Origin of the sequence: Pseudomonas nicosulfuronedens, assembly GCF_005877905.1 — a bacterium.
Classification (GTDB): Bacteria; Pseudomonadota; Gammaproteobacteria; order Pseudomonadales; family Pseudomonadaceae; genus Pseudomonas; species Pseudomonas nicosulfuronedens.
The window spans coordinates 1-14,185 of the sequence record NZ_SWDV01000069.1; the positions used below are offsets into that span (position 1 = coordinate 1).

Sequence of the window (14,185 nt, forward strand, 5' to 3'; positions counted from 1 at the left end):
AGTTCCAACTGTACAGAATGTCTCGCTCAGCACTCCTGAGGACACCCCACTTTCCGCGGCCCTAAGCGTCAGTGATGACGGTCCATTCCCGTATACCTTCCAGATTCTAGGTGGTCCGGCAAATGGCTCCGCCTCGATCTCCGGAAACACGTTGAGCTTCACCCCCAACCAGGACTGGAACGGGGTCACCACCATCACCTATCGGGTCCAGGATGGAGCAGGCGCTTGGTCTGCTGCCGCTACGATCACTATCACCGTCACGCCGGTAAATGATCCGCCGGTTGCCCAGGCCAAGACACTCACAATGGCGGAGGACACCACTGGTTCCGTCACTTTGTCCGCAACCGACATCGACTCGCCGGCGCCGACAGTCTTCCAGATTGTTGCCAGCTCGCCCTATGGGACCGCCACGATATCCGGCTCGACAATGACCTTCACCCCGGTTGCCAACTGGAACGGGACGACATTGGTCACGTACCGCGTGCAGGATAGCGCCGGTGCTTGGTCATCGCCGGCAACTGTGACCATTACCGTCACTGCAGTGAACGATCCACCCTCTGTGGACGACCTGCAGGCCACAACAGCAGAGGACACCACCCTCACAGTGACGCTTCCTGTCCATGATGTCGATCTGTCGTTCGAAGGCGATTCCCATACGTTCGCTATCACGGCATTACCCCCGGCCGCAGCCGGAACGGCGAGCATCAGTGGGAATAAGTTGACCTTTGTGCCGGCAGCAAACTGGAACGGCACCACGACGCTGAAGTACCAAGCGACCGACTCGCGTGGAGCGAAATCCAACATCGCCACCCTGACGATCACCGTCACACCGGTGAACGACACGCCGTCGGTGGACGACCTGCAACTGACGACTGCCGAGGACACCGCTGGCGCTGTCACGTTGCCCGTACACGATGTCGATCTTGCGTTTGAGGGCGACTCCCACACCTTCGCCATCACGGCAGCTCCTCCAGCAGCAGCGGGAACGGCCACCATCAGTGGTAACCGGTTGACGTTCGTACCTGCGCCAAACTGGAACGGCACTACGACGCTGAAATACCAAGCCACCGACTCGCATGGAGCGAAGTCCAACATCGCCACCCTGACGATCACCGTCACTCCGGTGAACGACACGCCTTCGGTGGACGACCTGCAACTGACGACTGCTGAGGACACGACAGGTGCTGTGACATTGCCTGTGCACGACGTCGATCTGGCGTTCGAAGGGGACTCGCACACCTTCATCGTTACAGCGGCTCCCCCTGCTTCGGCCGGGAAAGCGACCATCAGCGGCAACCAGCTGACGTTTGTGCCTACGGCGAATTGGAACGGCACCACGACTCTGAAGTACCAGGCGACCGATTCGCACGGTGCGAAGTCCAACATCGCGACCGTGACGATAACTGTCACGCCGGTAAATGACACGCCCTCCGTGGATGACCTGCAATTCACCACCAATGAAGACACCGCGGTTGAAGCAACTCTTCCAGTCCATGACGTCGATCTTGATTTCGAGGGTGACAGTCATACCTTCAGCATCGTGACTGCTCCTGAGATCGAGCACGGAGCAGCATCGATCAGTGGCAACAAGCTGACCTTCACACCCAGTCTGGATTGGAATGGAAAAACAACCCTCCAATACCAGGCGACTGACTCACACGGGGCCAAGTCGAACGTCGGGACGGTTACGATTACCGTCGTGCCCGTCAACGATGCTCCCCAGGCGACTGGCGCGACGATCGTCACCGACGAGGGGAAAACCAGTTCCTCGGTTATTCCATGGGTCGTGGATCCCGATCTAGGGAACGGCGACACCTTCACCTTCCAGATAATTGGCCAGCCCGTTCACGGCTCGATCAAGCTGGTCGCCGGGGCACTCGTTTACACCCCGTCTAGTCGGTACTTCGGTGATGACGCCCTCACGATTCGCGCAACAGATTCTGGCGGCCTGTGGGTGGACGGACAGGTGCGCGTCGTCGTGAACAAGTTCAACTATGCACCTACCGATATCCTCCCCCACACGCTGGAAATGTACGCCGGCATCGGCGGAAGCGCTGAGCTCTCCGTTGTCGATCCCAACCTGTGGGGGTCGACTTCGCTGCAAGTGGTTCAGCAGCCGAGCAATGGAGAAGTCAGTATTTCCGGGAATACGCTGACCTACCGCACTGATGATGATCAGCCCGCGACTGTTCGGCTGAGAGCGACGGATCAGGACGGCCTGTTTGTTGAGAAGGACATCAAGCTGACCTTCAAGCCGGCCTGGGAATTCTTTGACGGGCGAGAAGTCGTGACCACAAAGTCTGTTCCTCGCATTCCGGCGGTAGCCGCCCAACTCGTGCATACCAACGGTCAGCAGGCATTCCAAGTCAGCCAGCCAGAGGTGCTTGAGTCGTTGGGCAACGACCTGGTTGCAATCGTCACTCCCTCATCATCAGTTGGCGTGACGTTGCAGCACCGGCAATTGGCCCCAGGAATCGGCATGCGCTTGGTTCCCAAGGTGCTCACTGCAACAGACCTGCAATCCCCAATGGGGGCATTGAATATCGGGGTAGCCGGCACATCCAACGTGTACCTGAGCCGCGCGGACCGTACTGGACCGGTCTATTCGGTACCTGTGAGTATCTGGGCGTTTGAAGGTGCGCTCGCTGCAGATAATTGGTCGATCTATCAAGGCACTGGGCGGACAGCCATTCGCGTTGAGCAGTCGAATGGCGCATGCGCTCTGCTGACGAATGCCCAGATGGCCAAGTCCCGGAACGCCCTGGACACGCCCACCTGCTTCCTGTCCTGGACTGGGACGCCAGATGAATGGAAGGACACTAGCTCGAGCACAAACCTCGCAATGGTTGCCGCTGGCATGGCCGCTGGAAAGCAGCTGGTTCAGGCCACGGCATTTGTCTTCGACCAGAGTGGCCAGCCGCAGAAAATGGTCGACATCAAGCACGATTTGATCGTCAAGCCTTTGGCCGGCCAGCTCGGATTTGCACTGAGCCCCCAAGTGAGCGATGTGTACCAGAAGGTCCAGTCACTTTCGCTCTCGCTTAAGTCAACCGCCAGCCAAGCAACCTGCACGCCGACGGTTAGCGCAGACATGGCCAAGAAGTCAGCGCAGCAATGGCAGACGAACGTAAGCTGCTTGATCCAGTGGATCCAGCTTCCTGAGGGGATAGTCCAACCAAGCTCGACAACCGATGCCAAGTTAAACGGCTCAATGAACGTCCCTGGGCTGCAGTCGATCGGATGGAATGTCACTTTGTTCACGCCCAGTGGTGCGCAGATTGATGGCGGCAACGGCGGGCAGGATTTCAACGTGGTTCCACCGCCTGCAATCGAGGTTTCGTTGCCGACCACGAACTTTGTGAAGGAGGGGATGTACTGGGTTTCGCAGGCCGGTGGCTCGGTGGGGGCAATGTCTATCAGTGCCATAGCCGCAGACCTGACCTATCAGGCGACTCTCGACGGCGCCCAACTCGAAAACTCTGTCTCCTTAAGCTACGGTCAGGCGCAACGCTTCACACGGTACATCTCCGGCCAGACCGCTCCGCTGTGGTCGCAGATGCCGTTTGTTGTCGACGTGGCTTATCGCGCTCTTCCAGAGGCCCATACGAAGAAAACCGTGCAGCTGCTCGCGGTTCCTAAGGACTCCATCAAGCCTGTCATCCTTAATGATGAGCGCCAGGTCCTCGACACCGACGGTCTAGCCATCACGGCTGGCATTCGCGATACGGTGGCAATGAGCGACCCCTATAGCCTTTCGACGATGGGTGATTGGGACATTCGCCTTCTGTCGACCACGTCGGGCGTGAATTATCAGCAGCTAGCGGATTGGCAGCCGATAGATGCCGAGGGCAATTCCACCTTCAAAGTTGATCTCACCGGCCTGACGAATAAAGCGGTTCGGATCATCGCGGAGGCGCGAGTTCACTCGCCGGTGCCGGAGTACTCGCTTACACGGCAAGGAAGTGCACCGCTGATGCTCACCGTCCTCAACGGGGAGGCGCTCGATGGAAAGATCCAAGCGCTGCGTATCCTCGGGCCGGCCCCGCTGAAAAACAGCTTCTACGCAGTCACTACCGACCGCACCCAAAGTCGTGATCTTGGTGAAGTTGTGTGGGAGTTGAGCAAGGATGAGGGTGTGACTTGGGACGTCGTTAGCTCGGATCCGAAGCTCCCCCAGCACCTGAGTTACACCTTCCCGCGTGGGCACTATCTCCTGCGTGCGCAACTCACCAACAGAAACTCGGGAGCTAAATCGACTACGCCGGTGATCGATATCACTGCATTTGTGGTCCCGCAGGCACGGCTGAAGGGGCCGCAAAACGTGTTTATCGGCGACACCGCCATCTTCAAGCTGGTCGATCTGCAGGGGCAGCCGCTTGACACCTCTGATATGACCGTGGACTGGTCATTGGACCGGGGTAAGACGTGGGTGCCCAGCAGCACAGGCGATGGCGTCTACCGCCTGACTCGTGATGAAGCAGTCCGTGTCACGCTGTACGGGCGGCTGAAGTACAACGATTCCCCTGACCATCCCAGCGTTTACAAGAAGGTCACTGTAGGAGTCGCGTTCCGCCAGATTCGCCCGCCTCGGGTGCAACTGATCGGGCCAGGCCATCCGGAGGTCGACACCAAGGGGACATGGAAGGCCAACATGATGCTGCCATACCCCAACATGGACGTGACAATGGATGGTTACTTCATCATGCCAAACGGAGAGCAGGTCCACAGCATGCAGGCTGAGTACACCCCCACATCCGCTGATATGTCGGATGAGAAGACCTACATCGGCTTCCAGGGGTGGATCAACGGCTACGAAGACCGTGGCGGCAGCGGCCTTACCCAGAAGCTGCTGCAGTTCTGGAAGTACGTTTGGCCCGACTGGTACATCCAGAGCAAAACGAGCGCGATTTACGCGCCTGCGGACCTCACGATGACCGCAAGGAACCGTGGCACTTTCCAGCAGTTCGAAGGGTTAAAGATTGATTGGGATGTCCCCCCGTATGAGGGGATGAGCGTGGTCAAGGACTCCGACCAGAAGAGCCGGATTGTCAGAGTGACCGAGCCAGGAACCTACCAGTTCGGATACACAGTCACCGATGCACGAGGCAACCTGAGTACCGTGTCCACCGAAATGGAGTTTCTTCCGCCGCCTGACTGGAACGTGCTGCTGTCGTGGTCCGGCGATAACAAGTTCGGCCGCGCTCCCCTTGGAGTGCTGGTGCGACCATCGATCAGCGGAGGTCATCCCAAGGACAGGATTCTGACCAAGGCCTATACCTTGGATGGGAAAGAGCTCGACAGCACGGGAGACTACGGTCGCGCGACTTTGGCCACCCCTGGCCCTCACACGGTAACGATGAACATCACTACGGAGATGGGGCATGAGGCAAGTGGGGAGGTCCAAATTCCAGTGGTCGCCAACCAGGCGCCGAGCTGCTCGCTCGAAGTCACTAATGGGCGTACCTCTTGGTTGGCCAAGGCAACCTGCACTGATCCGGATGGCAGGGTGTCGAAAAACAACTGGTACATCAATGGAGACAAGCAGGCACTGAACTCCAACAACATCTCGATCCCCATGTGGCGCTACCCGGATGGGGAGCCGGTGATAACCCTCATCGGTATCGATGACTCGGGAGCTGAGTCGCCACCGGTGGCGAACAAGTAACCCTAGAAAAGGCCGCTTTGCGGCCTTTTTCTATTTTGAGTAAAAACCGCGTCGGAAAGCGCCACTAACGATTGTTGCAAGGCGGAAAACTCTCCTGCGAGCGCAGGCCCTGCGCATTTCCAGGAGAGTCACGATGCAAGTCCAAAACATTCAATTCAAGCCGGGTAAAGTCGCGAAGGCGATGGTCAACCCGGTCGTTCTCACCGCCGCGCTGATGGTCGTCGCAGGGGTTGCTGTCGCCGGTACTGGCGGCGATACCTTCGACTCGGTCTGGGTAACCCTGACCGACTGGATGCAAGGTACCCTGGGCCGTATCCTCATCGGCCTGATGATTCTGACCGGCATCGGTGCCGGCGTTCTGCGCCAATCCCTGATGCCCTTCGTAACTGGCGTCGGCGGTGGCGTAGGTCTGTACGCTGCGCCCGATGTGATCGAATCGATCATGACCGCCACTGTGCCGGTGATGAATGGCCTGAACAGCGCTCTGCAGCATCTGCCTGTGGCGCTGTAACAGCGCTTCGGCCACCGCTCAAGGCCCCGTTTTTTTCCGTCGCTAAAGCGGCGGAAAAGCGGGGCCTTCGCTTTTCTGCAATCCCTACGCTGTGCCAATCCCCTATAGGAGAACGGCACATGCCATCGCAACCGATATCGATTTTCCTAGCCCTCCTGGGCGCATTCGTCACTTCCGGCGCGCTGGCCGGAGTTCCTGGCAATACCCCTTCCAAGGACATCGTCATCCTCCCTGCAAGCGCGATGATCGGCATCGAGAAGAATGGCAAATTCGCCATCATCAGTGATACCGGTCGATTCCTCATCCAGGGCACAGTTTTCGACGTCTGGCAAAACAAGGAAATCAAGAACCTTGACGACGCTCGGTACGCTGCTCAGTACGTGCCGGTCGACAGAGTGAAAACAGGATTTGCCGACCTGGCCCCGATGACGATCGGTAATGGGGAAAAGGCGGTGACGATGTTCTCCGATCCCGCCTGCGGCTACTGCAAGCAGATTATGGAAGAGGCACGTAAGGAGTTACCGGAAGGGTACCGCCTCGACGTGCTGGAGCTTCCGTTGCTGACTGAGCGCAGTGCGTCGCGGACTAAAGAACTGCTTTGCGCCGAGGACAAAGTCGCTGCCTGGAAGGCTGGCGTGACCGGGGATCTGGACACTCCACTGGCTCAAAAACCGGAGGGTGCGTGTTCTCTGGAGGTTATCGACAAGCGTCGCCTCACGGCACAGTTCCTGGGCGCTCGCAACGTCCCCTTCTTGATCCGCGATGACGGGCTCACCCACGAAGGCAAGCCTTCCGAAGGGTTGCGCTCGTGGATCCTCAGCAACCGCTCGAACTAAGGGGGCCTTATGTCGCTTCTCTCATCGCTTCTGGCACCTCTTCCGCGCCTTTCCAAACTGATCAACGGCCTTGCTTACGATCCCGAAATGCAGCTGTTTCAACTGGAAGGGAACCGTTTGGGTTTTGCGTTCCGTTGTTCGCCTCTGGCCGGCTCCAGCGGCGACGAGGCAGCGCGCCTGAAGGCAGGTCTTACTGTCGACTGGCCGGAAGGTACTGCAATTAGCTTCAGCCTGATCTGTACCGAGAACATCAACCATCTGAAAGCGGGATTCCTTAACCTACGCAAAGCGTTTGTGGAGCGAGGCGTATCCGACTTACCGCCGGAAACACAGGCTCTCCTGCAGAAGGTCACTCAGGCTCGAGGGCAGTATCTGTCCGATCGCACGCTACTGCCTGTCGACAGTATCTCCGGCGTGAAGGTTCGCCAGCAGGACCTGGTGATCTCTGTAACGATGCCGATCAAGGATGCACTACCGTCCGCTACTGAGGCCAACATGGCCAAGGAACTGGCTGACGGTCTCAATACTTCCCTGGACAGCTGCTACCTAGCCCCTGTCGCTCTGACCAATGACGCGTATGTCGAGATTTTCCAGTCAATCCTGAACAAGGGGCCGAACGCCTCGTGGCGAAACAACCCCGAACTGCATGCTGATCTCGACAAGCCCCTGAACGAGCAGCTACTGGACTTCGACCGCAGTGTCGAGCCGAAAAAGGATCACCTCAAAATCGGTGATGACTGCTTCGTTAAAACCCTCTCGCCTAAGGCATATCCGGATTCGATGTGGCAAGGGGATGCTTCGCAGTACCTTTCGGACATTCTCTCCCAGCGGGGAGGAATCCGCGGCAATTGCATCTTCACCAGCACGATCTATTTTCCCCCGCAGCTTTCCACCAAGGACAAGCTCAACCGTGGACGCCAATGGTCGATCAAGCAGGCGGTCGGCCCGATGCCCCATTTCGTGCCGGCGCTCCGAAAGAAAAAACAGGGGTATGACACCCTTTTCGAGGACCTGGACAAGGGGCTGCCGAACATCCAGTTAAACACCACCCTCGTTGTCTTCGGAAAGAGTAAAGAGGACTTGATCCAGGCTGCGGCGAGCGCGAAGAGCCACTTCTCGACCCAAGGTTTCACGCTCCTCGAGGACAAATTCATCGTCCTGCCAATTTTCATCAATGCGTTGCCGATGTGCGCGGACACCGGAGCAATCCAGGACATGTTCCGCTACAGAACTATGAGCCTGGCGCAGGCTCTACCGATTCTGCCGATCTACGGCGATTGGCGCGGAACCGGTACCCCTGTGGCCCCGTTTGTTTCCCGAAACGGGCAGCCAATCAGCTTCCATCTCTACGATTCGGACACCAACTACAACGGCACCATTGCTGCCCAGTCGGGGTCAGGTAAATCGTTCCTTACCAACTACCTCATCACCTCCTACCTGAGCATGGGGGCCAAGGTCTGGTGCATTGACGTAGGTCGCTCCTACGAGAAACTCGCCGAGGCATACAAGGGTGATTTCGCGTGCTTCGATAAGGGCTCCCAGATCTGCCTGAATCCATTTGAACTGGTAGAAGATTTCAGCGACGAGGAAGACGTCCTGGTTGGGCTGATTTCTGCGATGGCGGCGCCGACGGAGCCGCTGAAGGACTTCCAAACTGCTGGGTTGAAGCGCCACCTGACGAACTGCTGGGATAAACATGGCAAGGCTTTGCTGGTCGATCACATCGAGCAGTCCTTGCTGAGCGATGAAGACCAGCGGATCAAGGACATCGGCAGCCAGCTCTATGCATTCACCTCCCGCGGCCAGTACGGCAAGTACTTCAACGGTCGCAACAACCTCAATTTCCAGAACCCCTTCACTGTGCTGGAACTGGAGGAGCTCAAAGGACGCGTCCACCTTCAGCAGGTAGTACTACTGCAGCTCATCTACCAGATCCAACAGGACATGTACCTCGGCGAACGTGACCGGCCAAAAATCGTGATCATCGACGAGGCGTGGTCGCTGCTGGCGCAGGGCAACGTCGGTGAGTTCATCGAACACGGCTACCGTCGCTTCCGTAAGTACGGTGGCGGCGCGATTGTCATCACTCAGGGCGTCAACGACCTCTATCAAAACAAGGTCGGCCAAGCTATCGCGGAGAACTCGGCGTTTACCCTTCTCCTGGGCCAGAAGGCTGAGGCCATCGACTCGATCAAAGAGAAGAAGCGCCTGCCTCTGGGCGACGGCGGTTATCGCATCCTCAAGACAGTTCGCTCCTACAAGGGCCATTACTCCGAAATCTTCATGCTCACGCCGCGTGGCGCCGGCATTGCACGCCTCACCGTCGACCCCTATTCCATGTTGCTGTACTCCACTGCACCGGAGGACGTGCAAGCGATCAGGAATTACACCCAGGCGGGTATGCCACAGGATCAGGCGATCCTCCAAGTACTGCGCGACCGTGGCATCGACGTGGGAATCATTGCTTCGGAGGCTGCGTGATGCGGAATCCGTTCAGCATCGATGCCAAGGTGCGGCGTACTGTCGAGGCCGTGAATTCGGCTCGGCAATGCCGACCGCTGGATTCTCGCTTTTTGCTGAAGGGGGTAACGCTTGCCTCGCTACTGGCAGGTGGAATTGTCCTCCTCGCGAGCCGCTACAGCATTGCGATTGCCACTCAGGAGGCCCTGTGCCTCCCACCGTACCGGGTCTGGGTCATCGACAAGGCAGACACCACCCCGGTACGTGGGGGGACCTTTGCGTTCAAAGCTAAGGGGCTGCAGCCAGTTTTCCCCGATGGCACCAACATCGTGAAAGTAATGGTTGGCCTGCCTGGCGATGAAGTTTCAGTGACTGAGGCAACAACAGCCATTAACGGAGAGGTAGTCGGCAATGGTTTGGCCGTTGCCACCGAGCGGAACCTTGATATTGCGCGGTATGTGCGTCATGGCCGTATAGAGATCGAACGATACTGGTTCATGGGCAGAACGCAGGACTCCTTTGACTCGCGCTACTGGGGGTCTGTTGCGCGCTCGCAGCTGTGGGGGAGGGCGTATCCACTATGGTGAGGCGTTTTGTGGTTCTGGCTGCCAGCGCTGCTCTCTCCACCGCCGCTTTGGCTGTAGACACCCTTCCAAGCAGGCCCGCGCTTAGTGACCTTGATCCGACTCTGCTTGAGCAGGCGAAGACGATTGTGGACAACAGCAGAGCGATAGCGGCCGATGCATCCCCGCACGACTACGAGTGGGTCAAGCGTGCCGGAGAGGAGGTGCGAGCGAGTACGGGAGAGCGAGACGGGGCAGCCGACAACAGCTCTCATCCGCCGCCGCACCCCCTTGGAGATGGGGAAAAGACTTTGATATTTGTCTCCTGGTCCATGGGCGCTCGTGCCATCGAAGATATCTTGGTGGCCTACGACGGAGTCCCCGGGGTTGGAGTGGTCTTTAGGGGCATCCCGGAGGATGTGCCGATGGCGACGGCAGTGGCGAGAATGCAGCGCCTAACCAAAGTCACCCGTTCCACAACTCCAATCCTCCTCGATCCACTCGCCTTCCTGCGCCACGGTGTCTTCGCGGTGCCATCAATTGGACGTGAGGATGGCGAGCAGCATCAGGTTGCCTTTGCTACTGGCAGCTCGTCGACCTCGTTGCTTTCTCAAAGGGTTGCCCAAGGTAAGCGCGGAAATCTTGGCTCCTTCGGCTCTACCACCGAGATCATTGAGCCTGACCTCATGGCCGTGGCGAAGTCGCGCATCGAGCAGTTGGACGTCGGCGCGATGAAGCAGCGCGCGATTGCTCGCTTTTGGGACAAGCAGCCGGGCTTTGTATTGCCAACCGTTGAACACAGCAGCATCAGGCCCGTTGACCCCTCTGTGATCATCCCGCAAGACATCCTGGGCCCAGACGGCCGAGTAGTAATCAAAGCTGGCCGGATGAACCCACTGGATGTGATGCCTTTCGGTATCAAGTTGGTGGTTATCGACCCAACCTCCTCCTGGCAGGTGGACCTTGCTCGCCGCGAGGTTGCTACGAAGGATGGGCTTCAGGTCATCGTGATCGCCAGCCACATTCCCGGTTCAACGTCGGACGTTGGCCCATCTGGTTGGGAGCTGTTCAACGATGTTCAGGACTCGATTGCAGCTCCCTTGTATCTCCTCCAGCAGGATCTAGCCGCGCGGTATCAGGTGACGGCTGTGCCTTCAGTCGTTACGGCCGAGGACAAGAAGTTCGTTGTACGGGAGATATCTCAATCCGATGCGCAGGGGGCAATCGATGCGATTCGCTAGTAGGATTTTCGTTGGTTTAGCGCTGGCTTTGCTGGTCTGTGTCGGCGCTCGGGCAAGCGAGGTGATGTGTGAGGACTCTGGGCTGCTGGGCCCAAAACTCTTCACCGACATTTGCTGGGCCTGCCTGTTTCCAATTCGGGTATCGGGTGCCCAAATCACGCCTGGAGTAGCGCCTGAAGGAGCGTCGAAGCAAGTGCTTTGCGTCTGCCAGAAAGGCAGCTCCGGGATCTATACGCCCGGCGTCGTAACCTCCATGTGGCAGCCGGCGAGAATCGTCGAGAACGTGCGCAAGGCCGGGTGTTCGCCCACTCTGGGTGGGATCACACTCCCGATGGGGAACTCCCGCACGTACGGACGATTGAGGCAGGACAACCTCTCACAGACCGGCCAGGCTGCGGGATCGTTCTATCACACCCATTACTACGCTTTCCCGCTGCTGCAGATACTCGATCTGTACACGCCAACGAAATGCAACCCAGATGGCTACCTGGATCTCGACATCATTTCCTTCACAGAGATCGATCCAACCTGGTCATCTCCGACACTCGCTTTCTTTCAGAACCCTGAGGCTGCTGCAGTGGCGAATCCGCTTGCGATCGCGGCATGTGCCGCCGACTCAGCAATGGTTGCTGCAGGAAAGGAGCCGCTGGAAAGCATGTGGTGGTGCACCGGAACGTGGGGCGGCGTATATCCCCTTACCGGCGTTACGCCGGCGCAAGACGTGAACCGGTCTTCCGCGCTTTTGGCGGCACGGATGCTTGCTCAGCAACATCGCAGGGGACTGGCGCGTAGGACAATGGGTGACGACAACCTGTGTAACGCGAGCATCTACCCGACCTTACCGAAGAGCCAGTACAAGCTCACTCAGTTCTACCCGAAGTCGCAGAACCAGAAGGCAATGTGGATCGGTACGCCACCACAGCTTTGGGATGGTGGCCCTTCGCGCCACGTACCAGGTACTGGAAATGACTCCATGTACCTCATTTGGCGTTGGACAGACTGCTGCTCCAACCTCTAACAGGAGGCCCGGAGGGGCATCTCTATGGCAGATTTCCTTTGGATATACGCGCCGCCAGTAGCACTCATGCTACTGGTCGGCGCCGTTGCGCACACGCTTCTATTGGCCCGGCCGGCATACCGTGGCTGGTGGGGAGAATACAAGGTCAACTTCATGCTGAAGGTGTGCTTGAGTGGAGAGTACCGTGTTTTCAGCAACGCACTTTATCGCGGGCAGACCGATGATGAGACCACGCAGATCGATCACATCGTGGTGAGCCGGTATGGCCTGTTTGTCATCGAGACGAAGTGCTTTCGCGGGCGCATAGTCACGGACCCCAATGCACCGGACACCTGGCTGCAACGGGTAGGCCGGAGGAAGTACAAAGTCAGGAACCCGCTGCTGCAGAACTATGCTCACGTCAAAGCGCTTCACCGGGTAACCGGAATCCACTCTCAGCAAATTCGGAGTTTCGTCGTGATGGCGGGGCAGGCGAAATTTGTCTATGGGATGCCGGAGGGCGTTTTCAGCATCTGGTCTGTTGTACGGAAGATCCAAGCCTTTCGCGCACCGGTATTCACCGCCGGGCATGTTTCCTCGATCACGAAGGCGCTTGAAAGGTGTCGGGTCAAAGGGGGGTATTGGGCAGCTAAACGCCACGTCGAGCTGCTCAAGAGGAAAGAGGCTAGAAGGAAAAGTGCAGCCAGCAGTACGCCCCAAGAGGAATGCCAAGAGCGATCCCAGCAGTGGCCGCAATGACGACCAGGGCAACCACTGAGAAACTCCAAAACTTACCTTTATCCGTGGAGGCCTCCGGCGGGTCTTGAAGAACGCTGAGCCACCTGGAATGTTCGAATCGATCGTTTGCAGTAGCTTTTTCGCGCGTCGACAACATCGATGCTTCTCCGTAGAGGAGCTGACGCCCTGTGAGGGGCGTCAGCAAGCCACTCAGTCAATCGCAGTCTCGCGCGCCTCGATCTGCTCGACGGCATCAAGGTCATTGGATTCCGGCTCCACGAAGCCGCTTGCTTTGCGCTCTTCCTTTTCGGTCTGCTCTTGAGCGTCTGCCTGCTCAAGATCGGCCTTCATCTCTAAGGACTTGCTGGCGTAAGCCTTGGTTCTTGCGGCCTGACCGGTCCCAACCAGAAAGCGGACGAGTTTGTTGATCTGCTTATGCTTCTCTTGGCGGAATGCGTCAGCTTCACCGCTTTCAATCACTCCTCCCAACCAACCTGCGTCGACCAGCATGATCAGGTGGTCGTAAGCCTTCAGCAGGGCGCCGAACCGAGCGATTTCGGGGCTGGTGATCTCGTAGGCACGCTCCTGGGGATGGTCGTATTCCGGAAGGCATTGGGCGAGCGCGCCCAGCAGGGCGCTGATACGCGCGGTGTCGTCGCTGATTGCTTTTTCCGTGTCGGCGAGCTTGGTGCTTACTGCGGAAGCCACCGCCTGGTAATCGAAGCTCTTGAGCTTCTGCGCCAGTTTCCGGGCGACGACATCGATAACGAAGAGGGCGGTCATCACGTTATCGAAACGATTGCCGCTGAAGGCTTTAGCCTGTTCAGTGTTGAGTACGAGATGCCCCTTCAGCCGCGCTGTGGAGTATTGGTATTTCTTCGGTGCAGTTGCAGATTGGGTGGTCATGTTCAAGATCTCCAGTGTTGGTGGCCACCGCATTGCAACAGCGGCAGGAAGACTGGAATGGCTTTTTTCTGCTTGATTTACGCCGGAAATAGAAGTTCTCCCTGGAGGTGTTGACGACCGCTGTACCGGTAGAGAAAATCACCGCATCCATCGGGTTGTCCCGATCAAAAATTGCCTTAGGGCTCCGCCAACCTTCATAGCTGCTGTGCAGTTGTGGGTTTCCCAAGCTGTGTATGCACTTGGGGCTGTGCCCAGCTGAGCCAATCAG

Annotated in this window: 9 protein-coding genes; 8 read left to right on the forward strand and 1 reads right to left on the reverse strand. The window is 57.9% G+C overall.

Annotated features, from left to right (window positions below; genetic code table 11):
• The 8 genes from FAS41_RS29600 to FAS41_RS29635 all read left to right on the forward strand — a co-directional run.
• A partial coding sequence (locus tag FAS41_RS29600; RefSeq protein ID WP_138526833.1) for a tandem-95 repeat protein occupies positions 1 to 5,665 on the forward strand: 5,665 nt, incomplete at its 5' end.
• A 133-nt stretch (positions 5,666 to 5,798) separates the two neighbouring features.
• Complete coding sequence (traA, locus tag FAS41_RS29605) at positions 5,799 to 6,176, forward strand: TraA family conjugative transfer protein (RefSeq protein WP_225610349.1); 378 nt, start codon at positions 5,799 to 5,801, stop codon at positions 6,174 to 6,176.
• 119 nt (positions 6,177 to 6,295) lie between these two features.
• The gene (locus tag FAS41_RS29610; protein WP_138526834.1) at positions 6,296 to 7,012 is read left to right on the forward strand and encodes a DsbC family protein; all 717 of its coding nucleotides are present in this window, start codon (positions 6,296 to 6,298) and stop codon (positions 7,010 to 7,012) included.
• A 9-nt stretch (positions 7,013 to 7,021) separates the two neighbouring features.
• Positions 7,022 to 9,493 (forward strand): type IV secretion system protein TraC, encoded by a 2,472-nt coding sequence (gene traC / locus FAS41_RS29615; protein WP_138526835.1) that lies wholly within the window; start codon positions 7,022 to 7,024, stop codon positions 9,491 to 9,493.
• Complete coding sequence (locus FAS41_RS29620; protein WP_138526836.1) at positions 9,493 to 10,059, forward strand: S26 family signal peptidase; 567 nt, start codon at positions 9,493 to 9,495, stop codon at positions 10,057 to 10,059. Before traC ends, FAS41_RS29620 begins: the two co-directional genes overlap by 1 nt.
• Before the next feature lie 8 nt (positions 10,060 to 10,067).
• Positions 10,068 to 11,276, forward strand: a complete 1,209-nt coding sequence (locus tag FAS41_RS29625; protein WP_171049581.1) for a TrbC family F-type conjugative pilus assembly protein — start codon at positions 10,068 to 10,070, stop codon at positions 11,274 to 11,276.
• Positions 11,263 to 12,294, forward strand: coding sequence for a TraU family protein (locus FAS41_RS29630; protein WP_218939144.1), 1,032 nt, complete (start codon positions 11,263 to 11,265; stop codon positions 12,292 to 12,294). Before FAS41_RS29625 ends, FAS41_RS29630 begins: the two co-directional genes overlap by 14 nt.
• Positions 12,295 to 12,318: 24 nt before the next feature.
• Complete coding sequence (locus tag FAS41_RS29635; RefSeq protein ID WP_138526839.1) at positions 12,319 to 13,032, forward strand: nuclease-related domain-containing protein; 714 nt, start codon at positions 12,319 to 12,321, stop codon at positions 13,030 to 13,032.
• A 189-nt stretch (positions 13,033 to 13,221) separates the two neighbouring features.
• Here FAS41_RS29635 and FAS41_RS29640 read toward each other — a convergent pair whose 3' ends face one another.
• Positions 13,222 to 13,917 carry a hypothetical protein gene (locus FAS41_RS29640; RefSeq protein ID WP_138526840.1) on the reverse strand — a complete coding sequence of 232 codons (696 nt, stop codon included), beginning with the start codon at positions 13,915 to 13,917 and terminating at the stop codon, positions 13,222 to 13,224.
• Positions 13,918 to 14,185: the final 268 nt, after the last annotated feature.